The 26416-nt window shown below is 73.1% G+C and carries 20 protein-coding genes; 5 read left to right on the top strand and 15 right to left on the bottom strand.

The genetic code is table 11. From position 1 onward, the window contains the following. Positions 1–395 precede the first annotated feature (395 nt). The 5 genes from ACWDY5_RS13635 to ACWDY5_RS13615 all read right to left on the bottom strand — a co-directional run bounded on the left by ACWDY5_RS13635 (position 396) and on the right by ACWDY5_RS13615 (position 10234). Positions 396–4079, bottom strand: a complete 3684-nt coding sequence (locus ACWDY5_RS13635) for an FkbM family methyltransferase (protein ID WP_449722518.1) — start codon at positions 4077–4079, stop codon at positions 396–398. Positions 4080–4141: 62 nt separating this feature from the next. Next, entirely contained in the window at positions 4142–5644 is a 1503-nt protein-coding gene (locus ACWDY5_RS13630; protein ID WP_449722517.1) for an amidase, read from the bottom strand. A 41-nt stretch (positions 5645–5685) separates the two neighbouring features. Beyond that, the gene (glnA, locus tag ACWDY5_RS13625) at positions 5686–7029 is read right to left on the bottom strand and encodes a type I glutamate--ammonia ligase (protein ID WP_449722516.1); all 1344 of its coding nucleotides are present in this window, start codon (positions 7027–7029) and stop codon (positions 5686–5688) included. Between the two features lie 22 nt (positions 7030–7051). After that, complete coding sequence (locus ACWDY5_RS13620; RefSeq protein WP_449722515.1) at positions 7052–8599, bottom strand: alpha/beta hydrolase; 1548 nt, start codon at positions 8597–8599, stop codon at positions 7052–7054. A gap of 51 nt (positions 8600–8650) precedes the next feature. Beyond that, complete coding sequence (locus tag ACWDY5_RS13615; protein ID WP_449722514.1) at positions 8651–10234, bottom strand: alpha/beta hydrolase; 1584 nt, start codon at positions 10232–10234, stop codon at positions 8651–8653. 72 nt (positions 10235–10306) lie between these two features. On the opposite strand from ACWDY5_RS13615, the gene ACWDY5_RS13610 reads away from it, so the two are divergent. After that, a complete protein-coding gene (locus ACWDY5_RS13610; protein WP_449722513.1) occupies positions 10307–12028 on the top strand; it encodes an NAD+ synthase in 1722 nt (573 codons plus the stop codon). Here the strand turns inward: ACWDY5_RS13610 and ACWDY5_RS13605 are convergent. Next, positions 12025–12921 (bottom strand): TIGR03620 family F420-dependent LLM class oxidoreductase, encoded by an 897-nt coding sequence (locus tag ACWDY5_RS13605; protein ID WP_449722512.1) that lies wholly within the window; start codon positions 12919–12921, stop codon positions 12025–12027. The genes ACWDY5_RS13610 and ACWDY5_RS13605 overlap by 4 nt on opposite strands. An 86-nt stretch (positions 12922–13007) precedes the next feature. Between ACWDY5_RS13605 and ACWDY5_RS13600 the strand changes: the two genes are divergently transcribed. Beyond that, positions 13008–13556, top strand: a complete 549-nt coding sequence (locus tag ACWDY5_RS13600; RefSeq protein WP_449722511.1) for a TetR/AcrR family transcriptional regulator — start codon at positions 13008–13010, stop codon at positions 13554–13556. Here the strand turns inward: ACWDY5_RS13600 and ACWDY5_RS13595 are convergent. Both ACWDY5_RS13595 and lysX read right to left on the bottom strand, forming a co-directional pair. Continuing rightward, a complete protein-coding gene (locus ACWDY5_RS13595) occupies positions 13537–13950 on the bottom strand; it encodes a DUF4383 domain-containing protein (protein WP_449722510.1) in 414 nt (137 codons plus the stop codon). The two genes, ACWDY5_RS13600 and ACWDY5_RS13595, sit on opposite strands and share 20 nt — an antisense overlap. A 73-nt stretch (positions 13951–14023) precedes the next feature. Next, positions 14024–17407, bottom strand: a complete 3384-nt coding sequence (lysX, locus tag ACWDY5_RS13590) for a bifunctional lysylphosphatidylglycerol synthetase/lysine--tRNA ligase LysX (protein ID WP_449722509.1) — start codon at positions 17405–17407, stop codon at positions 14024–14026. 63 nt (positions 17408–17470) lie between these two features. Here lysX and ACWDY5_RS13585 point away from each other — a divergent pair, with 63 nt between their 5' ends. Next, on the top strand, positions 17471–18343 hold the full coding sequence (locus ACWDY5_RS13585) for an alpha/beta fold hydrolase (protein WP_449722508.1): 873 nt from the start codon (positions 17471–17473) through the stop codon (positions 18341–18343). A gap of 125 nt (positions 18344–18468) precedes the next feature. Then, positions 18469–19338, top strand: a complete 870-nt coding sequence (gene panB, locus ACWDY5_RS13580) for a 3-methyl-2-oxobutanoate hydroxymethyltransferase (protein WP_449722507.1) — start codon at positions 18469–18471, stop codon at positions 19336–19338. A gap of 54 nt (positions 19339–19392) precedes the next feature. On the opposite strand, the gene ACWDY5_RS13575 is transcribed toward panB, so the two are convergent. Next, the gene (locus ACWDY5_RS13575; protein WP_449722506.1) at positions 19393–20379 is read right to left on the bottom strand and encodes a glutathione S-transferase family protein; all 987 of its coding nucleotides are present in this window, start codon (positions 20377–20379) and stop codon (positions 19393–19395) included. Between the two features lie 46 nt (positions 20380–20425). Between ACWDY5_RS13575 and pip the strand changes: the two genes are divergently transcribed. Next, the gene (pip, locus tag ACWDY5_RS13570) at positions 20426–21382 is read left to right on the top strand and encodes a prolyl aminopeptidase (protein ID WP_449722505.1); all 957 of its coding nucleotides are present in this window, start codon (positions 20426–20428) and stop codon (positions 21380–21382) included. Here pip and ACWDY5_RS13565 read toward each other — a convergent pair. From ACWDY5_RS13565 to ACWDY5_RS13540, 6 genes are all read right to left on the bottom strand, one after another. Then, entirely contained in the window at positions 21372–22118 is a 747-nt protein-coding gene (locus ACWDY5_RS13565) for a helical backbone metal receptor (protein WP_449722504.1), read from the bottom strand. The two genes, pip and ACWDY5_RS13565, sit on opposite strands and share 11 nt — an antisense overlap. Then, positions 22119–22790 carry an NADPH-dependent F420 reductase gene (gene npdG / locus ACWDY5_RS13560; protein WP_449722503.1) on the bottom strand — a complete coding sequence of 224 codons (672 nt, stop codon included), beginning with the start codon at positions 22788–22790 and terminating at the stop codon, positions 22119–22121. It lies immediately after the preceding gene. Between the two features lie 64 nt (positions 22791–22854). Next, on the bottom strand, positions 22855–24270 hold the full coding sequence (locus ACWDY5_RS13555) for an RNB domain-containing ribonuclease (RefSeq protein ID WP_449722502.1): 1416 nt from the start codon (positions 24268–24270) through the stop codon (positions 22855–22857). Positions 24271–24290: 20 nt separating this feature from the next. Further along, positions 24291–24482: a hypothetical protein gene (locus tag ACWDY5_RS13550; RefSeq protein ID WP_449722501.1), complete on the bottom strand. Its 192-nt coding sequence runs from the start codon at positions 24480–24482 to the stop codon at positions 24291–24293. Between the two features lie 60 nt (positions 24483–24542). Next, positions 24543–25397 carry a hypothetical protein gene (locus ACWDY5_RS13545; RefSeq protein WP_449722500.1) on the bottom strand — a complete coding sequence of 285 codons (855 nt, stop codon included), beginning with the start codon at positions 25395–25397 and terminating at the stop codon, positions 24543–24545. Positions 25398–25420: 23 nt separating this feature from the next. Beyond that, positions 25421–26416, bottom strand: a complete 996-nt coding sequence (locus ACWDY5_RS13540) for a C40 family peptidase (protein ID WP_449722499.1) — start codon at positions 26414–26416, stop codon at positions 25421–25423.

Raw genomic sequence — 26416 nt, 5'->3', positions numbered from 1 at the left:
TTAAGCACGCCGCCAGCGTTCGTCCTGAGCCAGGATCAAACTCTCCATCAATGAATGGTGTCTGATCACAGACTGTCAGATCGCTAGACGCAATCCTTTATCAATGTGATCTCAAAGGAACCTCTAGACGAGGTTACAAGATACAAGCTCTACTGGCTTACATCGGCACACTGTTGAGTTCTCAAAGAACACACGCAACACCGCACACCCGCCCGCCGCAGAGGCCGACAGCTGTTCCGGGGCTTGTTTGTCCTGGAAGCTTTTCTCGCCGCGCCCGTCCCCGCGTCTTTCCCGGGGCCGTTCCGCGCTGGCAGAGAGAAAGTTACGCAGGCCTGGCGCAGAAGTCAAATCGCCTGGCCAGGGGCTTGACGGACGATCAACCCCCCGGTCCGCGATCAGCTCCGGCGCTCCTTGGGACGCAACCAGAGGTGCAGCGCGCTGCCTAGGCCCGTCCGGGCGTCGGCCAACTGGACGATGTCGGCTGGTTCTCGTGACTCATCGGAGCCAACGGGCACCAGCTCATACCCCCACACGCGGAACTCCTGCAGCACCGCGATCGGATCGGCACCCTGTTCAGTGACGGCGCGGGGCGCGAACGAACACACGACGTGTGGTCGGTCCCGGCGCAGCAGGCGGACCAGGCCGCCGAGCGCGCGGTGGCTGAAGCCGGGGGCGTTCACCTTGACCACGGACAGCCTGAGCTGGCCGATCTCCGGCAGCGCCTCGATCGACTTGTCCAGCCGGACCGCCTGCACCCGCTCGACCTCGGCGTCCGGTTCGGCCTCGTACACCTCGATGCCGCCGGAGAGCGCGGGGCGGGCGCCGAGGGTGGTGGCGGTGTCCCAGGCGGCCACGTCCAGCACGGCCAGCCGTTCGGCGACCGGGCCGGGCAGGTTCAGCTCGGCGTTGCGGCGCAGCAGCTCCCTGGAGGTGGCGTCGGGTTCGACCGCGACCACCGCGCCGGAGGTGCCCAGCCTGCTGAGCACCCGGATCGAGTGGTAGCCGACGTAGGCGCCGACGTCGACGAACACCCCGTCTGGCTCCAGCAAGGAGTCGATCAGGGCGCACACCTCGGGCTGCCACACCCCGTTGCTGGACAGCAGCGGCAGCATCAGCGCGTCCTCGCTGGGCAGGCGCATCAGGCCGGCTTCGGTGAGCACCACCGAGGCCGGTGGCGCGTCCGCCGGCTCGACCGTGGTGCGCTGGTGTTCGCGCAGCACCACCCGGCGCAGCGAGTCGGCGTTGCGCCGGGCCTCCTCCGCGGCGCGGATGCCAGCGCCGAGCCTGCTGTCACGTTCGCGCAGCGAGGAGGCCATCCGGGACTCGAGGTCGTCGATGCGGTCCAGGGTCCGGTCCAGCGCGATGGTCAGCCGGTCGATCCGGTCGGCCAGCTCGGCGACCTGCTTGTCCCTGGTGCCGGACTGGCTGGTCACCGCCTCTTCGATGGCGCGCATCCGCCGACCGTGCGCGGCCAGGTCGGCGCGGGCCCTGACCACGCCGTCGTCCACGCCGACCAGCTGGTCGTCCAGCTGGGCCTGCCGGTCGGTGAGCTCGGCGACCTCGGCGGCCAGGTCGTGCCCGCCAACGTCACCGGACTCGATCTCGTGCTGGCGGCGGGCCAGCTCGCTGGCGGTGCGCTCGACGCCGTCGACCACCGCGCTGAGCACCTCGCGCAGGTGGTTGTCGTAGTGGCTGAGCACCCGCAACACGGCCTTGCGCAGCTGCGGGGCCATCGGCATCCGGCTCTCCACGCCGGGATCGGCGCGGCGCAGCAGCGCGTGCTTGGCGGACTGGAGCGGGCGCAGCGGGTCCTCGCCGTGGCCGTGCCTTGCCGCGGCGCGGCGGGTGCGCCAGGCGCGGAAGGCCTGTTCGACGCGTTCCCTGATCTGCTCGCCCGCGACCGCGACGCCCCTGGTGCGCAGCAGGTACTCGCGGCTGGCCGCGCCGAGCTTGGCCGCGGTCTCCGGGTTGTCCGCGATCGCGCGCAGCAGCCGGACCGCGGCCTGGGCGTCGGGTTCGCGGCCGCCGGGGTGGCAGGGCACCAGCATGGCGGCGTCGGAGCCGAGCAGCTCGGCGATGGCGCCCTGTTCGGTGGCCAGCACGGGCAGGCCCCTGGTGGCGGCGGAGGCCAGCACCAGCGCGGTGCGGTCGCCGGGCACGCCCTCGGCGCGGTGCAGCGAGACCACGCAGTCGGCGGCGTCCAGCAGCGCGTTGCCCCTGGTCTCCTCGACCAGGATGACCCGGGGGTCCGAGGCGGTGGCCAGACGGAGTCGCTCGGCTGCTTCCGGGTGCTGGTGCGCGCCGTTGACCAGCAGCAACAGGTGCACGTCGTGCCGGTCGGGGAAGGCGGCGAGGAAGGCGGCGACCAGGCCGAGCGCGTTGCCCTGGCGTTCGGCGGAGTGGTCGACGGTGGCGGCGAAGACCACGCCGTCGGCCAGGCCGAGCCGGTCGCGGGCGGCGCCGCGGGTCTCGGCGTCCACCGCGCCGCGGTCCACCACCGGCAGCGGCACCGTGCGCACCGGCGGCCAGCCGGTGCGCTGCAGGGCGTTGCGGCTGGTGTCGGAGGCGACCCAGAGCTCGCTGGCCGGTCCTGGCCGGGCGCCGGGCTCGGGCAGCACGCTGATCACGTACCGGTCCGCGGGCGGGCTGGGCGCGCCTGCGCAGCGCAGCACCACCGGGTAGCTGGGTTCGTCGGCCGAGGGCAGGCCGGAGGCGCGCACCGCGGCGCGCAGCAGGTCGGCCTCCGGTCCGGAACCGACCACGCTGACGCCGAGCTGGTCGATCAGGATCGGGCCGCGACCGGCGTCCGCGCGGGGCACCGCGTTGGGGTGCAGGCGGCCGGTGGCGACCCCGGTGCCCGCGCACCACTCGCGGAAGGCGGCGGCGTCGTTGTCGAAGGGGTCCGGGTAGCGCTCCTGGAGGGCGGGGTCCTCCCGCCACAGGGCCGCTGCCCAGCGGGAACCACCGGCGGCGGCCTGGATCGGGTCGCCTGGCGCGCAGGCCCAGCGGAGGAACTCCGCGGCGGTGACGCCGAAGGCCGGTGGCGGTGGCACGTCGACGTTCTGCGCGGCCTGCCACTCGCGGCGCAGCTCGGCTGGCAGCGGGATGCCGTCGGCGACCGCGCCGAAGCGGTAGGCCGCCGGGTGCGCGGTGTGTCCGGCCCGGACCAGGTCGTTGCGGTAGCCGGCGCACAGCTCGGCCAGCGGCGGGTGCTCGGAGAGCAGCACCCTCGGCCGGTCGGCGAGCTCGGCGGAGAGCAGCCACGGTCGCTGCGGGTCGAACCCGGCGAAGTGCACGGTGCGCAGCGGGGTCTGGTCGACCAGCAGGGTGCCTGCCTCATCCCTGCGGACCGCGCGCTGGGCGGCGTTCCAGGCGGAGACGCCGATGCCGGGGTCGCGCAGCACCTGGTGGTCGACCAGTGCGGGCGCGCCGTCGAGGAAGGCGCCCGCGGCGCTCGGGGCCTGGTGCACCTGGTCGGCCCAGGTGGCCAGGAACTCCTCCGCGCCGGGGGTGACCGCGAGGAAGCCGGGGTCGAAGGTGCCCGCGGCGAGCAGTTCCTCCGGGGCCGGCCGGCGGCCGTCGCGGGGCAGCGGGCGCAGCACCCTGGGCACCAGCACCACCGGGACGCGGGCGGCGGCGGAGAGGACCTGTTCGGCGACCGAGTCCAGCACCACCACGCTGGGGTCCAGGTAGAGCACCGGGCCGCCCTCGGCGAGCAGGTGCGCGAGCAGCCGGGGCTGCAGCACCGCGCACAGCTCGCGGGCGGTGCAGGCGGTGGCCAGGCGGTGCAGCTCGTCGGTGGCCACGCCGATGTCGGCCGGGGTCAGCACGCCGGGTCCGGCGGCGTCCGGATCGGCGTCCACGACCAGTGCGATGAACTGGCCGTCCCGGTGGTGGCCGAGGAAGGAGGTGGTGAGCACGCGGACCGCGGGCAGCTGGGCCCTCGTGGCCACCGTGCAGGCGCGCAGCACGACCGGCGGCGCGGCCTCCGGTGCGGGCGTGCCCGCTGGTTGCGGCGGGTCGGGCAGCTCGACACGCGGCACGGCCAACGGCTGGGCGGTGACGAAGGTTTCGGTCACATCGGCCAACCTAGCCGCCGCCGGGTCGTTCCCCGAGTCCGTGACAGCGTCCTGTTGATCACTCAACGGGCGGCCCCAAGATCGTTGACGGCGAGCCCCGGCAACAGCAGCGGAGCCCTGCGTACCGGGTTGACCTGCTCGAAAGCGGCGGCGATGGCGAGCACCCTGGCGTCCTGCCAGCGGCCTGCGAAGATCGACAGGCCGATGGGGAGGGGTCCGGCGAATCCTGCCGGAACTGACACGTTCGGGTAACCCGCGACCGCGGCCGGAGTGCCGGAGCTGAGCCGGTAGTCATCGCCCGTCTGGTAGTCGGTGCGCCAGGCGGGGGCGTTGCTGGGCGCGATGATGGCGTCGAGTTGTTGCGCGGCAAGGGTTTCGTCGATGGCTTCGCGGGCCAGCGCGGTGATCCGGGCGCGCCGGTCCCGGTAGCCGGGGTCGGTGCGGGGCGGCGCGGCCAGGGCTTGCTCGAAGAGTTCCTGGCCGAAGTGGGTTAGCTCGATCGGGTCCGCCCGGTTCAGTTCGACCAGGTGCGCGAGGTCGCGCGGGCCGCAGGGGAAGGGCGGGTGCGCGGCCAGGTAGCGGTCCAGGTCGTGCCGGAACTCGGTGAGCAAGCAGGGGAACTCGCCGTCGCTGATCTCGCGCTGGTGCGGCAGGTCGACCTCGACCACGGTGGCCCCTGCCCTGCGCAGCGCCTCGACGGCCTGGGTGATGACCCGGTCGGTGGCCTGGTCCACGCCGGCCAGCCGCCACAGGCCGAGCCGGCGGTTCGCCAGGGTGACCGGCTCGTCGGTGTGCGGCGGGATGTGCTGGGTGGCCGGGTCGGCGGGGTCGGGGCCGCGCAGCACGGCGAGGGTGAGCGCGGCGTCGACCACGTGCCGGGCCAGTGGTCCGGCGGTGTCCTGCTCGGCTGAGATCGGGATCACGCCGGTGCGGCTGACCAGGCCGAGGGAGGGTTTGAGGCCGACCACGCCGGTGGCCCCCGCCGGGCAGACGATCGAGCCGTCGGTCTCGGTGCCGATGGCGACCTGGGCCAGTGCGGCGGCCACCGCGGCGGCCGAGCCGGAGGAGGAGCCTGCCGGGTTGTGGTCCAGGACGTGCGGGTTCGCGGTCTGGCCGCCGAGAGCGGACCAGCCGGAGGTGGCGGCGGTGGAGCGGAAGTTGGCCCACTCGGAGAGGTTGGCCTTGCCCAGCACGATCGCGCCGGCGGCCTTGAGCTTGCGGACCAGGAAGGCGTCGGCGGGCTGGTGCGTGCGCAGCGCCCGGGAGCCCGCGGTGGTGACGCCCGCGCCGATGTTGTCCTTGAGCAGCAACGGGATGCCGTCCAGCGGACCGAGCGGGGCGCCCGCTTTGTGGCGTTCGTCGCTGGCCCTGGCCGCGGTGAGGGCGGCCGGGTCGGTGCGCAGGATGGCGCGCAGCTGCGGATCCAGCGCCTGGACGCGGTGCAGGTAGGCGGTGGTCAGCTCGGTCGGGGTGAACTCGCCGGTGGCCATCCTGGACTGGAGCCGGGGGATGGTGGCCGCGTCCAGCTCACCCGCGAGGGTGGTGACCATCCGGAGGCGGCGCATGCTCCCACCTCATCCTCCGGATGGTCCAGCGGTCAAGGGGTTCACAGCATCGGGAGGTAGGTCCGCAGCTCATAAGGGGTGACCTGGCGGCGGTAGGCGTCCCATTCCGCGCGCTTGTTGCGCAGGAAGTAGTCGAAGACGCCCTCGCCCAGGGTTTCGGCGAGCAGTTCGGAGTTCTCCATCGCGGTCAGCGCCTCGGTGAGGTTCTGCGGCAGGCTGTCGTAGCCCGCCGCGCGGCGCTCGGACTCGGTGAGCGACCACACGTCGTCCTCGGTGGGCGGCGGCAGCTCGTAGCCCTCGCGGACGCCCTTGAGCCCGGCGGCCAGCACCACGGCGTAGGCCAGGTACGGGTTGCAGGCGGAGTCGATGCTGCGGATCTCCACCCGGCGCGAGCTGGCCTTTCCTGGGGAGTACATCGGCACCCGGACCAGGGCGGAGCGGTTGGCGTGGCCCCAGCAGACCGCGGTCGGGGCCTCGCCGCCGACGATGAGCCGCTTGTAGGAGTTGACCCACTGGTTGGTGACCGCGCTGATCTCCCTGGCGTGCTTGAGCAGCCCGGCCACGAAGGCCTTGCCGGTGCCGGAGAGCTCGTAGGGGTCCTCGCTGTCGTAGAAGGCGTTGCGGTCGCCCTCGAACAGGCTGACGTGGGTGTGCATGCCGGAGCCCGGTTGGTCGGAGAAGGGCTTGGGCATGAAGGAGGCGCGCACGCCGTCCTTGATCGCGACCTCCTTGACCACGTACCGGAAGGTCATCACGTTGTCGGCCATGGTGAGCGCGTCGGCGTAGCGCAGGTCGATCTCCTGCTGGCCGGGCGCGCCCTCGTGGTGGCTGAACTCCACCGAGATGCCCATCGCCTCCAGCGCCTCGATGGCGTGCCGGCGGAAGTGCGGGGCGGTGTCGTGGCTGGCCTGGTCGAAGTAGCCGCCGTTGTCCGCGGGCTCGGGCTCGGTGCCGTCGTTGGGCAGGCTGCGCAGCAGGAAGAACTCGATCTCGGGGTGCACGTAGCAGGTGAACCCGGCCTCGCTGGCCTTGGACAGGGTGCGGCGCAGCACGTGCCGGGGGTCGGACCAGCAGGGCGAGCCGTCCGGCATGGTGATGTCGCAGAACATGCGCGCGGAGTACAGCTCGCCGTCGGCGGTCTCCCACGGCAGGACCTGGAAGGTGGCCGGGTCGGGCTTGGCGACCATGTCGGACTCGTAGATCCGGGCGAAGCCCTCGATCGCGGACCCGTCGAAGCCGATGCCCTCGGCGAAGGCGCCCTCCAACTCGGCCGGGGCGACGGCTACCGACTTGAGGAAGCCGAGCACGTCGGTGAACCACAGCCGGACGAACCGGATGTCGCGTTCCTCCAGCGTGCGCAGCACGAATTCCTGCTGGCGATCCATGGGCACAACCCTAAATGCTCGGTCAGCCGGAACAGCGGGGGCTGTCCGGGAGCGGTGTGGTGTCGACCAGGTAGCGGGTGACCGGCTCGTCCACGCACTTGTTGCCGCGCAGCAGGAAGGCGCCGTGCTGGGTGGCCTCCACGGTGACCAGCTGGGCGTTGAGCGCCTTGGCCAGGTCGACGCCTGCCTGGTGCGGGGTGGCCGGGTCGCCGGTGGTGGAGACGACCACGGTGCGCGGCAGGCCGTCCGCCTTGGGCTGGTGCGGCTTGCTGGTGGGCGGCACCGCCCAGTGCGCGCACACGTCCAGCGCGGCCACCGGCGGGTCCCGGTCGGGGCGGCCGCCGCGCAGCTCGCGGAGCCTGTCGGCGATCTTGCGGGTGTTCGCCTCGACCTGGGCGCGGTCGGTGACCGGCGGGGTGTCCACGCAGTTCACCGCCATCAGCACGTCGGTGTCGGCGCCGTAGCTGCCGTCCTCGGCACGGCCCAGGTAGGCGTCGGCGAAGGCCAGCAGCAGCTCGCCCTGGCCGGCTTGCAGGGCGAGCAGGCCCAGGTTGAGGGTGGGCCACTGCTCCTGGCTGTAGAGCGCGGCGGTCAGCGCGACGCTGACGTCGCTGGCCGAGAGCTTGCGGTCGCCGACCTTGAGCGGGTTCTTGCCCAGTGGTTCGGTGAGCGCGTCCAGCTTGTCCTCGGCCTGCTCGGCCTTGCGGCCGAGCGCGCAGGTGGCCTGCTTGGCGCAGTCCTTGGCGAAGGCGTCGAAGGCCTTGGCGAAGCCCTCCTCCTGGGCGAGCTGGGCGGCGGCCAGGTCCTGGCCGGGGTCGACCGCGCCGTCCAGCACCATGGCGCGGACCTTGTCCGGGTGGTTCTCCGCGTAGGCGGTGCCGATCCGGCTGCCGTAGGAGTAGCCGACGTAGCTGAGCTTGGCGTCGCCGAGGGCGGCGCGCAGCAGGTCCAGGTCCTTGGCCACCTCGCGGGTGCCGAGCACGGCGAGCACGTCCTTGCCGGTGCGTTCGGCGCACTTGTCCGCGACGAGCTTGGCCTCGGCCTCGGTCCTGGCGACCGCGTCGGGGGCCTTGGGGTCGATGTGCACCAGGCGCTGGGCGTCGCGTTCGGCCGGTTCCAGGCAGCGGACCTTGGGTTCGGAGGCGCCGACACCGCGCGGGTCGAAGCCGACCAGGTCGAAGCGTTTGCGCAGCTCGGCGGCCTTGGGGCCCTCGGTGGCCAGGTGGCTCATGCCGGACTGGCCGGGTCCGCCGGGGTTGAACACCAGCGAGCCGATCCGGTTGGCCTGCTCGGTGGCGGCGAGCCGGAGCACGCCGAGGCTGATGGTCTTCTCCCCCGGCTTGGCGTGGTCCAGCGGCACGGTGAGCTTGGCGCACTCCAGGCCCTGCGCGCCGAACTGCTCCTTCTGCGCCGGGTTCGCGGCCAGCGGCTGGCACGGGCCCCAGCTGAGTTTCTGCGCGTACAGCCGTTCCAGCGCCGGGTCTGGTTTCGCCTGTTCGGGGGCGCTCGGTGTGCAGGCGGCCAGCAGCAGCGCCGCGGCGGACAGGCCAACGGCCTTGATCGGGATCACCTGGCCACTCTGCCCGGCGCGCGCGGGACGCGCAGAGCAGGACACGCCGGTTCAGCCGGTGCAGCGGGTGCCAGGGGCCGGCGGGGTCCCCTCGACGAGGTAGCGGGTGCCCGCGGTGTCCACGCAGGCGTTGCCCTGGGCGAACACCGTGTGCTGGGTGCCCTCGAAGGTGAGCAGCTCCGCGCCGAGCGCCTGGGCCAGCTCCACCCCGGCCTGGTACGGCGTGGCCGGGTCGCCGGTGGTGGAGACGACCAGCACCTTGGGCAGGCCGTCCACCTTGGGCAGGTGCGGCTGGCTGGTCACCGGGACCGGCCAGAACGCGCAGGCGTCGCGGGCCGGGCTGGGCGGGTTGCCGTCGTCCAGGAAGGGCGCGGCGGCGCGGTAGCGGCGGTCCAGCTCGCGGCGCTGGTCCGGGTCGGTGGTGCGGGGGTCGTCCACGCAGCGGATCGCGGTGAAGACGTCGTTGAGGTTGCTGTACTTGCCGTCCCCGCCGCGGCCGTAGTACGCGTCGGCCAGCCGCAGCAGGGTCTCGCCCCTGCCCTGTTTGAGCTCGGTGAGGCCGGTGCGCAGCGGTTCCCACAGCTGTTCGCTGTAGAGCGCCTGGATCACCGCGGTGGTGGCGTCGGAGTAGGACAGCTTCCGGCCGCCGCGCACCTCAATCGGGGCGCTGAGCAGGGGTTTCATCAGCGCGCGGAAGGCGGGGACGGCGCCTTCGGCGGTCTGGCCGAGCGCGCAGGAGGACTGCCGGACGCAGGAGGCGGCGAAGGTGTCGAAGGCCTTCTGGAAGCCCGCGCCCTGGGCCACCAGCTCGGCGGCCGGGTCCTGGTCCGGGTCGAGCGCGCCGTCCAGGATCATCGCGCGCACGTTGCCCGGGAACGCCTCGGCGTAGGCGGTGCCGATCCGGGTGCCGTAGGAGTAGCCGAGGTAGCTGAGCTTGGGCTCGCCGAGGGCCGAGCGCAGCACGTCCATGTCCTTGGCCACGTCCCTGGTGCCGACGGTGGCCAGCAGGTCGTCCCCGGCCCGCTGCGAGCACCGGGTGGCCAGGTCCTTCTCCTCGGCCTCGGTCTGCGCGATGCCCGCGGCCGAGGTGTCCTGGTCGGAGTCCAGGCGTTCGGCGTCGCGTTCGGCGTCGGTGCGGCAGCGCACCTGGGGTTCGCTGGCGCCGACCCCGCGCGGGTCGAAGCCGACCAGGTCGAACCGGCGGGTGAGCTCCAGCCGCTGGCCGGGGGTGGCGGTGCCGAGGGTGGCCGCGGCGCTCATGCCGGAGCCGCCCGGCCCACCGGGGTTGACCACCAGCGCGCCGATCCGCTGGGCCGGTTCGGTGGCCGGGCGGCGGAGCAGGCCGAGGGTGATGGTGCGGCCCTCGGGTTTGGCGTAGTCCAGCGGGACGGTGAGCCGGGCGCATTGGGCGTCCCTGCGGAGGAAGGCCAGTGCCTGGTCCTCGGCGCGGACGTAGCTCTCGCAGCGGCCCCAGCCCAGGCGCTGGCCGTAGAAGTTCTCCAGACCTGGCGGCACCGCGCCTGCTGGTCCACGCTGCTCCACCTGGACGGGTTCGGCTGGGCCACCCGCCACCGGATTGACGCAGGCCGCGGTCAGCAGCAGCACGGCGAGGGCGGGTGTCAGGCGGCGGTCCACCTGTTCGATACTGCCAGGCGAAAACTATCTAGGTGCGGTTACATACCCGGAGTCGTGGGAGAAGATAGGAACATGACGCAGTTGCGCATCGCCCTGGCACAGGTCAACGCCTGCGTCGGCGACCTGGTCGGAAACGCGAAGATGGTCGTGGAGTGGACGAGCAAGGCCGTGCAGGCCGGCGCCCACCTGGTGGCCTTCCCCGAGATGGTGCTCACCGGGTATCCGGTGGAGGACCTGGCGCTGCGCCAGTCCTTCGCCGCCGCCTCCAGGGCGGCCGTGGACGAGCTGGCCGAGCGCCTGGCCGCGGCGGGCTGCGGCGAGGCGCTGGTGGTGGTCGGCTACCTGGACCGGGACGAGGCGGGCCCGCGCAACGCGGCCGCGCTCATCCAGGACGGCAAGGTCGTCGCCCGCTGCGCCAAGCACCACCTGCCCAACTACGGCGTCTTCGACGAGTTCCGCTACTTCGTGCCGGGGCGGACCCTGCCGATCGTGCGCCTGCACGGGCTGGACGTCGGCGTGGTGATCTGCGAGGACATCTGGCAGGACGGCGGGCCGGTGGCGGCCTACGGGCAGGCTGGGGTGGACCTGGTGGTCTGCATCAACGGGTCGCCGTACGAGCGCAACAAGGACGACGTGCGGGGGCCGCTGGTGGCCAGGCGGGCCGCGGAGGCCGGGGCGCCGATGGCCTACGTGAACCTGGTCGGCGGCCAGGACGAGCTGGTCTTCGACGGCGACTCGCTGGTGGTCGGCGCGGACGGGGAGATCCTGACCAGGGCGCCGCAGTTCGTCGAGCACCTCACCGTGCTCGACCTGGACCTGCCGGCCGGCGGGCACACCGGGACCGGGGACATCGGCGGGTTCGAGGTCAGCCGGACCGTGCTCAGCGAGCGGCCGCTGCCGGCCTACGAGCCGCAGCCCGCTCCCCCGGTGGCCGAACCGCTCAGCGACGAGGCCGAGGTGTGGCACGCGCTGGTCACCGGCCTGCGCGACTACGTGGGCAAGAACGGTTTCCGCTCGGTGGTCTTCGGCTTCTCCGGCGGCATCGACTCCGCGGTGGTGGCCGCGCTGGCCGCGGACGCCCTCGGCGCGGACGCGGTGCACGGGGTGTCCATGCCCAGCGCGTACTCCTCCGAGCACTCCCGCTCCGACGCGGCCGAGCTGGCCAGGCGGCTGGGCACGCACTACGAGACCCGGCCGATCGGGGACGTGGTCAAGGTGTTCGTGGAGCAGCTCGGGCTGACCGGGCTGGCCGAGGAGAACGTGCAGGCCCGCGCCCGCGGCGTGACCCTGATGGGGCTGTCCAACCAGCACGGGCACCTGGTGCTGGCCACCGGCAACAAGACCGAGCTGGCGGTGGGCTACTCGACCATCTACGGCGACGCGGTCGGCGGGTTCGCCCCGATCAAGGACGTGCCCAAGACGCTGGTCTGGAAACTGGCCCGCTGGCGCAACGCCGAGGCGGAGAAGCGCGGCGAGATCCCGCCGATCCCGGAGAACTCGATCAGCAAGCCGCCCTCGGCTGAGCTGCGGCCGAACCAGAAGGACTCCGACAGCCTGCCGGACTACCCGTTGCTGGACGCGGTGCTGGACGACTACGTCGAGGGCGACAAGGGCTTCACCGAGCTGCTCGCGGCCGGGTTCGACCAGCCGCTGGTGGAGCGGGTGCTGCAGCTGGTGGACCGGGCGGAGTACAAGCGCCGCCAGTACCCGCCGGGCACCAAGATCACCTTCAAGGCGTTCGGGCGGGACCGGCGGCTGCCGATCACCAACCTGTGGCGGGAGAACAACCGCTAGAGCAGCACCTTCGCCAGTTCCCGCAGCTCGGGCAGGCAGAGCTCGGGCACGCCGTAGTCGGTGGCGACACTGACGCACACGTGGTCCGCGCCCGCGTCGAACTGGGCGCGGACCCGCTCGGCGATCATGTCCGGGTCGCCGTGCGCGACCATGGCGTCCACCAGCCGGTCGCTGCCGCCGTCGGCCAGGTCGGCCTCGGTCAGGCCGGTCAGCTCCTGGATCACCCGCCAGCGGGAGGAGCTCCGGTCGCCGATGGCCAGCCAGGGCGCCAGCGAGGCGCGGGCCAGCCGCTTGGCCTCGGCCGGATCCCGGTGCACCGCGACGTTCTGGTGCACCACCAGCTTGGGCTCCGGGCCGAGCAGTTCGCGCAGGTAGGCGGTGTGCTGCACGGGCATGAAGTAGGGATGCGCGCCCCAGGTCCGCTCGCCGGCCAGCCCGGCCATCTTCGGGCCGAGCGCGGCCAGCAGCCGGGGCGAGGGCGGGCCTGCCGGGCCGGTCAGCGGGGCGGCGTCCATCGCGGCCAGGTACTCCCGCATGGCCCGCACCGGCGGCCGCCAGGTGTGGCCGCGGTCCTCCATGTGCTTGCGGTCGCTGACGCCGAGGCCCAGGGCGAACCGGCCGGGGAAGGCCTCGGCCAGGGTGCGCTCGGCCTGGGCCAGGGTGGCCGGGTGGTGCCGGTAGATGATCGCCACGCTGGGCACGATGACGATCCGCTCGGTGGCCGCGAGCAGCAGCGCGGCCTGGGTGGGCGCGGGCCTGCCGTCCATCTCGCCGAAGAACAGCGCGCCGTAGCCCAGCTCCTCGATCTCCCGCGCCGCCGCGCGCACCCGCGGCCACGGCATCTGCTCGAACGCCCAGGTCCACACGCCGACCCGCCCCAGCTCCACGGTCATGTCAGTCTCTCCCTGCCGATGCGAATAAGATGAGGGTGCCTCCGGATAACTTACGGAGGCTGCCTCCGGTTAGCAAGGGGTGAGCTGTGCGCGCTGATGCCCGGCGTAACTACGAGCGGCTGCTGGCCGCGGCCGAGGAGCTGTTCCGGCGGGACGGCACCGAGGCCTCGCTGGAGGAGGTGGCGCGCACCGCGGGGGTCGGCATCGGCACCCTGTACCGGCACTTCCCGACCAGGGACGCGCTGCTGGAGGCGTTGCTGCGGGAGCAGTTCGAAGGCCTGCGGGCGGCCGCTGAGCGGCTCACCGAGCTGCCGCCGGAGCAGGCGCTGACCGAGCTGCTGGTGCTGTTCACCGAGCGGATCACCCAGTACCGGGGGCTGCCGGCCTCGGCGCTGGCGGTGATGCGCACGCCGGGCTCAGCGCTGTACGAGGCCTGTCACGCGATGAACGACGCCGGGCGGCGGCTGGTCGAGCACCTGCAGCGGGCCGGCGTGGTGCGCGCGGACGTGCCCGCGCTCGACGTGCTGGCGCTGGCCGCCTCGGTGGCCTGGCTGGGCGAGCAGTCCGGTGACCTCGAACAGCGGGAGCGGTTGCTGCGGGTGGTCACCGACGGGTTCAGCGCCCGCAGTAGCTAGCCACCGACAGCGGCGGGTACCGGCCGGGCCGGGCAGGCGGGGTGCGCACCGCGGTGGCCAGGCCGAGCACCAGCAGCAGCAGCGCGGTGCCCAGGTGCAGCACGTTGTCCGCGGTGGTGGCCAGGAACGGGCCGTACCCGGTCAGCGCCAGGCCGAGGGTGCCCGCGGCGCCGGCCAGCGCGCCGGAGAGCAGCTGCGCGCCGGTGCCGCAGCGGCCGCCCGCGGTGCCGCCGGCCACCAGCACCGCGCCCAGCGCCAGGTGCAGCCAGGCGTGCGGCAGGTCGGCGGTGAACAGGCCGAAGAGCGTCTTGCCCGGCGCGTTCAACCCGAGCACGCCGATCATCAGGTAGCCGCCACCGATGATCAGGGTGGGCAGCCGGGTGCGCACAACCATGGGCTGATCCTGCCCCGGAACGCGGTGTCCGGCTGCGAAACGGCGCACACTCGGGGCGGTTGCGCCTCCGGTGTCAGCGCCGCCTGCCCAGCGGACGGGCGAACGGGAACAGCACGGTCTGCCGGATCGAGGCCCCGGAGAGCATCATCAGCAGCCGGTCCACCCCGATGCCCAGCCCGCCGGTGGGCGGCATGCCGTACTCCAGCGCGCGCAGGAAGTCCTCGTCCAGCTCCATCGCCTCCACATCGCCGCTGGCCGCGCGCAGCGACTGCGCCTCAAGCCGGTCCCGCTGCTCCACCGGGTCGGTCAGCTCGGAGTAGGCGGTGCCGATCTCGCTGCCGAAGGCGACCAGGTCCCAGCGCTCGGCCAGCCGGTGGTCGGTGCGGTGGCGGCGGGTCAGCGGGGAGCCCTCGGCCGGGAAGTCGCGGTAGAACACCGGGGTGGTGGTGCGCGCCTCCACCAGGTGGTCGTAGAGGTGCTGGATCAGCTGGGCGTGCCCGGCGTCGTCGGCCACGGTCAGCCCGGCCAGCCGGTTGTGCCTGCGCAGCTCGGCCGCCTCGGTGTCCGGGGTGACCTCCTCGCCGAGCGCGGCGGAGATCGCCTCGTAGCAGCCGATCACCGGCCACTCGCCGGAGAGGTCGTGCTCGATGAGCGCGCCGGTCCGGTCCCGGTGCCTGGCGACCGGGGCGCCGTGCGCGGCGGTGGCGGCGCGCTGCACCAGCTCCCTGGTCAGCCGCAGCATGGTGTCGTAGTCGGCGTAGGCCTGATAGGCCTCCAACATGGTGAACTCGGGGTTGTGCGTGGCGTCCGCGCCCTCGTTGCGGAAGTTGCGGTTAAGCTCGAAGACCCGGTCCACCCCGGCCACGCACAGCCGCTTGAGGTAGAGCTCAGGCGCGATCCGCAGGTACATCCGCATGTCGTAGGCGTTGATGTGGGTGACGAACGGGCGCGCGTTCGCCCCGCCGTGCACCGCCTGCAGCATCGGGGTCTCGACTTCCAGGTAGTCCCGGTCGTGCAGGAAGTCGCGGACCGCGCGGACCACGGTGCTGCGCAGCCGCAGCATCCGGCCGGCCTCCGGGTTGACCGCCAGGTCCAGGTAGCGCTGCCGGACCTTGGCCTCCGGGTCGGACAGGCCCTTGCGCCGGTCCGGCAGCGGGTGCAGGCACTTGGCGGTCATCTCCCAGCCGGTGGCCAGCACGGACAGCTCGCCGCGCCGGGTGGTCACCACCTGGCCGCGCACGCCGACCTGGTCGCCGATGTCCACCGCGAGCTTCCAGTCGTCGAGGCCGTCCTTGCCGAGGGCGTCCACCGCGAGCATCACCTGGAGCTCGCCGGTGAGGTCGCGCAGCACCGCGAAGCACAGCTGGCCCAGCTCCCGTTTGGCCACCACCCGCCCGGCGATCCGCACCTGCACCCCGGTGTGCGTGTCCGGGGCCAGCCCCTCGTGCGCGGCCCGCACCTCGCCGAGGGTCACCTCGCGGTCGTAGTTCACCGGGTAGGGGTCGATGCCCAGCTCGCGCAGCCGGTCCAGCTTGCGGCGGCGCACCCTGACCTGCTCGGGCAGCCGGGCCGCCGGCGCGCGGGCGGCCCGGGCCTTGTCCTCGATCTGACCGACCTGGCGGACGAACTCGGCGGCCACCTCGCCGGTGCGCAGGTCCCTGGCGGAGTTGCGGCGCAGGGTGCGGGTGGCGGGCAGGAAGCCCTCGGCGACCCCGGCCACGATGCTGACCCTGGGCAGCTTGCGGGAGCCGGGGAAGCACAGGTACCTCGGTTCCCAGCGCGGCCCGTACTTGGCGTTGGCCCGGTAGAGCGACTCCAGCTGGAACACCCGGGAGAACAGGCTCAGCACCCGCTTCCACAGCCGCAGCACCGGCCCCGCGCCCAGCTGCGCGCCCTCCTCGAACACCGCGCGGAACATCGCGAAGTTCAGCGAGATGCGTTGCACGCCAAGGCGTCCGCTGGCCTCGGCCAGCTCGGAGACCAGGTACTCGTTGAGCCCGTTCTCCGCCTCCCGGTCCCGCCGCATCAGGTCCAGGGAGAGCCCGGTGCGGCCCCAGGGCACGAAGGAGAGCAGCCCGCGCAGCCTGCCGCCCGCGTCGTAGGCCTCCACCATCACGCAGCGGCTGTCGCTGGGGTCGTCCAGGCGGCCCAGCGCCATGGAGAACCCGCGCTCGCTGCCCTCGCCCCGCCACTCTTGGGCCTTCTCCACCAGCTTGCCCAGCTCGTGCGGCGGGATCTCGCCGTGCCGCCGGATCTTCGCGGTGTACCCGGCGCGGGCCAGCCTGCTCACCGCCTGCCGGACCGCGCGGCGGTGCCTGCCGGTGAGGCTGAAGTCGCGGACCTCCAGGATCGCCTCGTCGCCGATCTCCAGCACCTTCAGCCCGGCCGCGGCGTAGGCGTGCGCGCCCGCCTCGGAGGCGCCCAGCACGCCGGGCACCCAGCCGTAGCGGCGGGCCTCGGAGAGCCAAGCGTGGATGGCCTGCGGCCAGAAGTCCGGGTCGCCGAGCGGGTCGCCGCTGGCCAGGCTGGTGCCGCCGAGCACCCGGTAGGTGACCGCGGCCTGCCCGTTCGGCGCGAACAGCACGCTCTTGTCCCTGCGGGTGGCGAAGTAGCCGAGCGAGTCGCGTTCGCCGTGCTCGCCGAGCAGCTCCCGCAACCGCAGCTCCTCGGCCGGCGACATCAGGCGCTGGGTGCGCACGCCGCGGAAGAACACCGCCAGCGCGTAGCCGAGCACCACCGCGCCGAGCAGGCTGAGGATCACGCTGAGCGAGCCGGGCCCGTCCACCACGCCGAGCTGGCGGCCGGGCGGGATCTCGCCGGTGACCTGGTTGAGCACCCACAGCAGCCGGTCGGTCGGGCCGAAGGCGGAGTCCGGGTAGAGGTGGGTCAGGCCCCAGCCGATCCAGACCACCAGGACCATGCCGGTGCCGAGCACGGCCAGCGCCCGCCGCCAGGCCCCGATCGCCAGCCGGGCCGGGAAGGCGGGCAGGAGCAGCAGCAGGAACAGCGAGATCGCGATGGTGGCCAGCGGCCGCCACCAGGCGTACTCCACGATGCTGTCGGCCAGCTCCGGCGGGTCGAGCAGCGAAGGGGTCAGCCAGGCCAGCAGCAGCACGCTCAGCGAGATGGTCAGGTTGACCAGCTGGAACAGCAGCATCGCCCACAGCGCGGCCCGCTTGCGCCTGCGCAGCGCCGCGCCGAGCACGGCCAGCACCAGGATGATCACCATGTTCGGCTCGACCGGCAGGCCGAGTGCGTTGAAGACCTCGCCGAAGAGCACGACCGGGGCGTTGTAGTCGTCCTCGGCCACGTCGCCGTGCAGGTCGGTGACGGTGAACAGCAGCAGGCAGCTCAGCACGGACAGCTGCACCACGGTGGCCAGGATCCCGGCGGCCCGGCTCCGCCACTTCGGCAGGGCCACCCGGTTCGCCGCCTCGTCCGCTTTGCGCCGCCTCACGGTGCTCACCGTATTCGATCTGCCGATCGCCGCTGCTCGCAGGCGATGCGGCAGGCTGGCGAGATGTCGTCACTGATCCCCTCCCCCGCCGGGCTGCTGCGCGTGGAGCTGGACGGTCCTGAGCGCGGGCCGGTGGTGGTGCTCTCCGCCGGGCTGGGCGGCGGCTGGTTCGACTGGCCCGCGGTGGTGGACCTGCTGGCCGAGGACCTGCGGGTGGTGCGCTTCGACCGGCCGGGCACCGGCGGCAGCGGTCCGGCGCTGACCCCGCCCGGCCTGGCCCGCGAGGTGGCCGTGCTGGACGCGGTGCTCGACGCGGCGGGCGCGGCGCGGGCGGTGCTGGTCGGGCACTCCATCGCCGGACTGCACGTGGAGGGCTACGCCCGGCTGCGGCCGGCGCGGGTGACCGGGGCGGTGCTGCTGGACCCGAGCCCGGAGCCGCCGGGCGTGGGGCGGCCCTTCGACGGCGAAGCGGTGGTGGCGCGGGCGCTGCTCGCGCTGGCCCGGGTGCCTGGGCTGCGGCGGCTGGGCCGGGCGCTGGCCGGGTGGTCCGGTCCGGCCGGCCGCCGGTCCGTGCTGCGCAACGCCAGCCGCACCCGGCGCGAGGTGGCGCCGTCGGCGCAGGTGGACGAGGTGTACCGGCGGCCGGAGGTGCTGGGCGCGATCCTGGACGAGCTGGCCGCCTACCCGGACCTGGTCGCCGAGCTGGAGGCGGTGCGCGCGGAGCACCCGCTGCCCGAGCTGCCCTGGCTGGTGCTCACCGCGGCCGACGCGTTGGGTCGCCCGCGCCAAGCCAGACGGCTGCTGGCCGCGCACGCCCGGCTGGCCCGGCTGGTCCCCGGCGGCGCGCACGAGCTCATCGAGCGGTGCGGGCACATGATGCCGCTGGACCGGCCGGACACGGTGGCAGCGGCGGTGCGCCGCGTCAATGGGATGTGAAGCTGCTCCCACCGCCGTGCCGAGGTTCCCGGCACGTGTCACGCTGGCCTGGCACTGCATTTCCCAGCGAACCCGGGGACCCGCGTGAGGTCGGGCCTCGAGGGGCGAGGAGAGGACGGTCGACGATGACTGCTGTGTCCCACGGCGAAGGCCAGGCCCCCTACGGCACCGGAGCGGCCCCCGCGACGGGCGGTCCGACCAAGCGGGTCCGGGTGCACCACCTGCGTGAGCTGAAGGAACGCGGCGAGCCGTGGCCCATGCTCACCGCGTACGACACCTTCACCGCCAAGATCTTCGACGAGGCCGGCATCCCGGTGCTGCTGGTCGGCGACTCGGCCGCGAACACCGTCTACGGCTACCAGACCTCCCTTCCGGTCACCGTGGAGGAGATGCTGCCGCTGGTCCGCGCGGTCACCCGCTCGGTGCGCAAGGCGCTGGTGGTCGCCGACCTGCCGTTCGGCTCCTACCAGGTCTCCCCCGAGCAGGCGCTGACCACCGCGGTCCGGTTCATGAAGGACGGCCAGGCGCACGCGGTGAAGCTGGAGGGCGGCCGCCGCTTCGCCCCGCACGTGGAGGCGATCACCGGCGCCGGCGTGCCGGTCATGGGCCACCTCGGCTTCACCCCGCAGAGCGAGCACAACCTGGGCGGCTACCGGGTGCAGGGCCGCGGCGACGCCGGTGCGGAGCTGGTCGCCGACGCGCTGGCGTTGCAGGCGGCCGGGGCGTTCGCGGTGGTGCTGGAGATGGTGCCCGCGGACGTGGCCAAGCGGGTCACCGCCGAGCTGAGCATCCCGACCGTGGGCATCGGCGCGGGTCCGGACTGCGACGCGCAGGTGCTGGTGTGGCAGGACATGGCCGGGATGAACCAGGGCAAGGCGCCGCGCTTCGTCAAGCGGTACGCCGATGTCGGCGGGATCATGGCCGGCGCGGCGAGTGAGTTCGCGGCCGAGGTGCGCGGCCGGCAGTTCCCGGCACCGGAACACGTTTTTCACTGACGCGAGGAACATCCGGCGGCCGTTCCCGGCCGGGGGCGGCCGCTGTCATGCGGGTCAGGCGTGTGCGGCGGGTGCGGTGCCGTTGCCGAAAGGCCTGCCGCCCAAGGCTTCCCGGCCGTGTGGCTCGTACCAGTGGGTCAGGTCGGGGCCCAGTGGCACGATCCTGGTCGGGTTGATGTTGTCGTGCGTGACGTAGTAGTGCCGCTTGATGTGGTCCCAGTCGACCGTGTCGCCGAAACCCGGTGTGGTGTACAGGTCGCGGGCGTAGGCCCACAGCACCGGCAGCTCGGCGAGCTTGTGCCGGTTGGTCTTGAAGTGGCCGTGGTAGACCGCGTCGAAGCGCACCAGCGTGGTGAACAGCCGGATGTCGGCCTCGGTGATGGTGTCGCCGACCAGGTAGCGGCGGGTGGCCAGGCGGTCGGTGAGCTCGTCCAGGCGGGCGAACAGCGCGGTGAACGCCTGCTCGTAGGCCTCCTGGGTGGTGGCGAAGCCGCAGCGGTAGACGCCGTTGTTGACGTCGGTGAAGATGCCCTCGCTGACCTCGTCGATCTCCGCGCGCAGCGCCTCGGGGTACAGGTCCGGCGCGCCCGGCCGGTGCAGCGCGTGCCACTCGGTGTTCAGGTCCACGGTGATCCGCGGGTAGTCGTTGGTGACCACCTCGCCGGTCTGGATGTCCACAATGGACGGAACGGTGACCCGGCCGGTGAACTCGGGGTCGGTGCGCAGGTATGCCTCGGACAGGAACTCGATGCCCAGCACCGGATCGCGGCCGTCCGGGTCCAGGGTGAAGCGCCAGCCGCGCTCGTCCCGGATCGGGTCGACCACGCCGAGGGAGAGCGCGTCCTCCAGGCCGAGCAGCCGCCGCACGATCAGCGCGCGGTGCGCCCACGGGCAGGCCAGTGAGACGACCAGGCGGTAGCGGTCCCGTTCGGCCGGGAAGCCGGAGGAGCCGTCGGCGGTGATCCGGTTGGTGAACCGGTTGGCCTGGCGGACCCACTCGCCCTTGGCCGAGGTCTCCTTGCCGAACTGGGCAGCAGCCATACGCTTGAATCTACGGGCTGGCAGACCTTCAGGCGAGGAGAGACGCGTGCGCACGTTGTACCCGGAGATCGAGCCCTACGACCACGGCTGGCTGGAGGTCGGCGACGGCCAGCGGGTCTACTGGGAGACCAGCGGCAACCCCGAGGGCAAGCCGGTGGTGTTCCTGCACGGCGGTCCCGGCGGCGGCACCTCGCCCGCCCATCGCCGGCTGTTCGACCCGGCGGCGTACCGGATCGTGCTCTTCGACCAGCGCGGCTGCGGCCGCAGCACCCCGCACGCCAGCGATCCGGCCACCGACCTGTCGGTGAACACCACCTGGCACCTGGTGGCCGACATGGAGCGGCTGCGCGAACACCTGGGCATCGACCGGTGGCAGGTCTTCGGCGGGTCCTGGGGCAGCACGCTGTCGCTGGCCTACGCGCAGACGCACCCGGACCGGGTCACCGAACTGGTGCTGCGCGGCATCTTCACCCTGCGCCGCGCCGAGCTGGACTTCTTCTACCAGGGCGGCGCCGGGTTCCTCTTCCCCGAAGAATGGCAGGCCGTGCTGGACGTGCTGACCGAGCCGGAGCGGGCCGATGTGCTGCGCTCCTACCACCGGCGGCTGGCCGACCCCGACCCCGCGGTGTGGCAGCCCGCCGCGATCGCGTGGAGCGTCTGGGAGGGCTCGACCACCCGGCTGTACCCGGACGCCGAGCACATCGCGCACTACGCCGACCCCGCCTTCGCCGCGGCCTTCGCCCGGATCGAGACGCACTACTTCGTCAACGGCGGGTTCTACGCCGAAGGCCAGCTGATCAGGGACGCGGGCAAGCTGGCCGGGATCCCGGCTGTGCTGGTGCAGGGCCGCTACGACGTGGTGACCCCGGCGGCGACCGCGTGGGAGCTGCACCGCGCGCTGCCCGGCTCGGAGCTGATCATCGTGCCGGACGCGGGACACGCGTTCAACGAGCCCGGCATCCTGCACCACCTGATCGAGGCCACCGACCGGTTCAGGAGCTGAAGGCCGCCGCCAGCTCGGTCCTGGCCCGCACCAGCGAGGGTCCGTGCCAGGTGAGCAGGCGGCCGGACAGCAGCACGCACCGGCGGCCCCGGAACGCTTCCGGGCCGTCGGTGGCGGTGAACTCGTACGGCTCGTCCGGCAGCACCACCAGCTCCGCGCCGCAGGCCTGCAGCTCGGCCAGCGGCGGGCGCGGGTAGCGCTCGGGGTGGCTGGCGTAGACGTTGGCGAAACCCAAGCGGCGCAACACATCCCCGGCGAAGGTGTGCCGTCCGAGCACCACCCACGGCCGCCGCCACACCGGCACCAGCACGGTGGCCGTGGGCTCGGGGACGTCCTGCCAGAGCTCGCGGGCCTCGGCCAGCCAACCGGGTTCGGCGGCCCAGACCTCGCGGAAGAGCCGCGCCAGGGAGTCCAGCGCCGCCGGCACCGTGGCCGGGGCTGCGGTCACCCACACCGGAATGCCCGCGGCGCGCAGCTGGGCCACGTCCTCCGGCCGGTTCTCCTCGGCGTTGGCCAGCACCAGATCCGGCCGCACGGCAAGGACATCGGCCACCCTGGGGTACTTGGAGCCGCCGATCCTGGGCAGCTCCAGCACCGGGTGGGTGCAGTAGTCGGTGATCCCGGCGAGCACGCCCGGCACGGTCTCCGCGACCGCCTCGGTGAGCGAGGGCACCAGCGAGACGACCCGCCCCGGTGTGCTGCCGGGGCGGACCGCCGCGCCGAGGTCGTCGCGCACTCAGACGCCGGTGACCCGGATGCCGGCGTGCGTCTTGTACCGGCGGTTGACCGCGATCAGGTTGGCGGTCAGTGCCTCCACCTGGTGCGCGTTGCGCAGCCTGCCGCCGAAGACCCCGCGCATGCCGGGCACGGTGTCGGCCAGCGCGCGCACGGTGTCGGTGGCCTCGCGGTCATCGCCCAGCACCAGCACGTCGATGTCCACAGTGGACACCTCGGGGTCGGCCAGCAGCACCGCGGAGACGTGGTGGAAGGCGGCGGTGACCCTGGAGTCCGGCAGCAGCCCCGCCGCCTGCTGGGCCGCGCTGCCCTCGGCCACCGGCAGCGCGAACGGGCCCTGCTTGTCGAAGCCGAGCGGGTTCACGCAGTCGATGACGATCTTCCCGGCGAGCTGCTCGCGCAGCGCGGTCAGCGTCGGCTCGTGCGCCTCCCACGGCACCGCGACCAGCACCAGGTCCGCGGCGGTGGCGCAGGCGGCGTTGTCCGCGCCGGAGACCGCGCCCCCGCTCAGCTCGGCCAGCTCGGCGGCGGCGGACTCGGCGCGGGCGGCGTCACGGGAGCCGATGACGACCTTCAGCCCGGCCCGCGCCCAGCGGTAGGCCAGGCCCTTGCCCTGCGGACCGGTGCCGCCGAGCACCCCGACCGTCAACCCGCGCACGTCCTGCTCGCTCACTTCGCCTCCAACGACCGTGGTGGAACTGTCCTCGCACCCTATGCAACCCGTCCGGTGTGGAGGGTCATTCCGTCTCGAAGGACACCTTGCGCCGCACCGGATCCGCCTCCACCAGCCGCACCCGCACCCGCTCGGCCTCCACCAGGCCCGCGCCCCGGCACTTGGCCAGCACCGGCGGCTCGGTGACGAAGATCTCGCCGCCCTCGGTGTTCGTGCGCAGCACCACCGCGCCGAAGCTCTGCCCCACCGCGTCGGCCAGCAGCCAGGACTCCACCTGGTCGATGCAGGCCCGGTCGACCTGCGCGGCCAGCCGGTCGGATGCCTCCATCAGCGGGGGCAGCTCGGGCAGGGCCGCGCGCAGCCAGGCCGGCACCGGATCGCCAGCCACCACGGCCAGGCAGACCTCGGTGGCGAACCGGTCCACCAGCCGCCGCAGCGGCGCGGTGACGTGCGCGTAGGGCGCGCCGATCCCGGCGTGCGTGACCACCTCGGGCGGCGCGCCGTCGAAGGCGGTGTAGCCGGCGCCGCGCAGCAGCCGGGTGGCGTCCGCGGACAGCGCCAGCGAGGTCGGCTCGGCCGGGTCCAGGCTGGCCAGCAGCTCCGCCGCGCCCATCTCCGCCGGCCAGTCCAGGCCGAGCGCGGCGGCGGTGCGGCGCAGCTCGTGCACCGCGCCCTCGTTGGCATCGGGCAGCGTGCGCAGGATGCCGATCCCGGCGTCGAGCATGATCCGGGCCGCGCACATCCCGGTGAGCAGCGAGATCTCCGCGTTCCAGCCGTCGACCTCGGTCCGCGGCCGCACCACCAGCCGCCAGCCACCTTCGCCCGCGGGCTGGATCTCCTGCTCGGGCAGGGCCAGCTCGATCGCGCCGCGCCGCACGGCCAGCCCCCGCCGCAGCCTGCCCAGCTCGGGCAGCGCGGCCACCGAGGGGTGCACGGTGCCGTCGGCGATGGCGGCTTGCACGGTGGCGTAGTCGAACTGCGCGGTCGAGCGGACCACCGCCCGTTCCACGTGCACCCCGGTTGGCTCGCCGTCGTCGTCCAGGTCGATGGTCCACAGCACCGCGTTGCGGGACTGCTCCGGCAGCAGGCTGGCCGCGTCCTCCGAGAGCACCGGCGGGTGCAGCGGCACACTGCCGTCCGGCAGGTAGAGCGTCTGCCCGCGCCTGCGCACCTCGGCGTCCAACGCGCCGCCCGGCGGCACCACCGCGCCCAGGTCCGCGATCGCGTAGTGCACCCGGAACCCGGCGGGCAGCCGCTGCACGAACACGGCCTGGTCCAGGTCCTTGGCCCCAGGCGGGTCGATGGTCACCAGCGGCAGGTCGGTGGCATCCCGCCTGGCCAGCCGGTGCACGGTCTCACTGGAAGTCTGCTCCGCCTCGGCCAGCGCCGCGGTCGGGAACTCCCCCGGCAGGCCGAACTCGACCCGGATCGCGGCGAAGTCCGCCGCGGCCCTGGTCCCGCCCTCCGGCGTTCGACCCATGCCGGCCAGCCTATGCGCCGTCAGTCATCGTCGTCGTCCCACTTACGCCGCTGCGCATCCGCGGCCTCGTTGCGTTCCTTCGAGATCTCCAGCGCGCGCTCGGCCGTGGCCTGGTCCGGATAGGGCCCCATGCGCTCCGCGGCCTTGCACCCGAGTCCGTGCTCGACCTCATGGTGCCGCAGACAGAAGTACCAACCGTCGAGATCCACCACACACTGACCCTTTCATGCGGGGCAGCGCATGTCACTCCGACGCCACGGTGGCAGTGCGGGTCACCAGGACGGGTTCGGCCGGTTTCCGCTGCCGGTCGGCCCGAACGGCTGGTCGTAGCCCGTGTCCTCCGGCTCCTCCGGCGGCGGCCCGAAAGTCCGCTGACCAGGCAAGTTGGCCGGTGGCGCGGCAGGAGGGGCAGGCGGCGTGCCCATTCCCGGCATGCCGGGCGGCGTGCCCAGCCCTGGTCCGCTGGCATAGCCGGGTGGCGGCGCACCGAAGCCCGGCGCGGGCGTGCCTGCTGGCGGTGTCTGCTGCGCGCCGGGCGGGATGCCCGCGCCGGCCGCGAACGGCGAGGGCGCGGGTGGCGGCGGGAACTCGAAGATCGGCGGCTCGCCGCGGGGCGGCGTCGGTGGCGGGGCGGGCGGGGGCGTCGGGGGGACCGCGGGTTCGTTGGCTGGCAGGGGCGGCACCGGGCGGGGGGCGACCGCGGGCTGCACAAAACCCGCCTGCTGGTTCGGGATCGGGTCGAGGCAGGAGACCAGGACCCGCTTGTCCTCCGGGTTGGGAATGCGGGCGCCGTTGCGTTCCCGGTAGACCAGCTCGCCGTCGCCGTCGATCTCCACGATGCAGCCGACCTCGGCCAGCTGGTCCTCGTCCAGGTCGACCAGGAACTCATACCGCGAGGGCACCACCCGGTACACCGGCCACGGCAGGTGGCCGTAGGCCTGGTGGAACTCCGCGAGCAGGTGCACCATCTGCTGCTGCCAGGGCAGCGGCATGGACTCGGCCAGTGACCGGGGCAGCACCGCGTACCCGCTGTCCACGCCGTGCCGGGCGCCGCTGAGGTAGTCCGCCAGCGGGCTGCTGGAGGCCGGTGGCCGTCCAGGGCGCGGGATCGGGTCGTTGCTGAACATGCGCTGCCTCCCTTGGGGTCGCCTCAGGCCGACTTGTTCGACTTCGGGCGGACCGCCATGGACATCAGCTCGCCCTCGGTCCACTTCAGGTTGCGGATGTGCACTGGCACCCCGGTCTGCTGCGCCTCGAGGATCTTGTTGTCGCCCAGGTACATCGCGACGTGGTGGATGGTCTTCGGATCGGCGGGGTTGTTCGCCCAGAAGATCATGTCACCGGGCTGGGCCTCGCGCAGCGGGACGTACGCGCCGGCGAACCACTGCTCGCGGGAGGTGCGCGGCAGGTTCAGCCCGGCCAGCCGGTAGGACCACTGCATCAGCCCTGAGCAGTCGTAGGTGTCCGGGCCCTCCGCGCCCCACACGTACGGCTTGCCCAGCTCCTTCATCGCGAACTGGATCGCGGTGGCCGCGACCTCGCTCGGCTGCGGGAGCTGCTTGCAGCTGACGAAGGAGGTCTCGTCGGTGATCTGGTTGATCAGGTGGACCGCCATCGACTCCCACCGGTGGTACCGGTCGGGGAAGGCCGAGCGCTCCACCGCCTGGGCCGCGTCGCCGGGACGCCTGCTCTCCCAGTTCGGCACCTTCAGCAGCACGTCGTAGAACTTGTGGATCTGGTACGGGATGTCCTGCAGCTGCTGCGGCGTGCCCCAGCCCATGGAGGTGCGCATCTGGAAGATGCCGACCGAGTCGCGGTCGCCGTAGTTGAGGTTGCGCAGCCCGGACTCGGTGCGCCCGGCCTGGATGGCCACCTGCCAGGCCCTCGGCGGCAGCTTCCGCTCCCGGCCGATGGTGATGATCATCGCGACGATCATCCTGGACTCCTCGGCCAGCTTGGCCGCGTCCTGCGCGCCCAGGTGCGAGCCGCCGATCCCCCAGTCCATGTCCGGGGTGCACAGGCTGTTGGCCACGGGCTTGGGCTGGTACGTCTCGGTTCCGCCGACCACCGTGCGGATCACCCCGGTGGTGGTGACCGCGACCACCACGGTGGCCGCCAGGGCGACACCGGCGAGGGCGAGCTTCAT

The organism is Crossiella sp. NPDC003009 (genome assembly GCF_053591555.1).
This window is presented reverse-complemented; position numbering and strand designations above follow the sequence as displayed.

Coding starts and splice junctions, on each gene's coding strand:
- ACWDY5_RS13605 (WP_449722512.1), bottom strand. CDS start 12,921: ATGACCGTGGAGCTGGGGCGGGTCGGCGTGTGGACCTGGGCGTTCGAG.
- ACWDY5_RS13545 (WP_449722500.1), bottom strand. CDS start 25,397: ATGTTCAGCAACGACCCGATCCCGCGCCCTGGACGGCCACCGGCCTCC.
- ACWDY5_RS13595 (WP_449722510.1), bottom strand. CDS start 13,950: ATGGTTGTGCGCACCCGGCTGCCCACCCTGATCATCGGTGGCGGCTAC.
- ACWDY5_RS13575 (WP_449722506.1), bottom strand. CDS start 20,379: ATGGCTGCTGCCCAGTTCGGCAAGGAGACCTCGGCCAAGGGCGAGTGG.
- glnA (WP_449722516.1), bottom strand. CDS start 7,029: ATGGATCGCCAGCAGGAATTCGTGCTGCGCACGCTGGAGGAACGCGAC.
- ACWDY5_RS13630 (WP_449722517.1), bottom strand. CDS start 5,644: ATGCGCCGCCTCCGGATGGTCACCACCCTCGCGGGTGAGCTGGACGCG.
- ACWDY5_RS13585 (WP_449722508.1), top strand. CDS start 17,471: ATGTCGTCACTGATCCCCTCCCCCGCCGGGCTGCTGCGCGTGGAGCTG.
- panB (WP_449722507.1), top strand. CDS start 18,469: ATGACTGCTGTGTCCCACGGCGAAGGCCAGGCCCCCTACGGCACCGGA.
- ACWDY5_RS13610 (WP_449722513.1), top strand. CDS start 10,307: ATGACGCAGTTGCGCATCGCCCTGGCACAGGTCAACGCCTGCGTCGGC.
- ACWDY5_RS13555 (WP_449722502.1), bottom strand. CDS start 24,270: ATGGGTCGAACGCCGGAGGGCGGGACCAGGGCCGCGGCGGACTTCGCC.
- ACWDY5_RS13540 (WP_449722499.1), bottom strand. CDS start 26,416: ATGAAGCTCGCCCTCGCCGGTGTCGCCCTGGCGGCCACCGTGGTGGTC.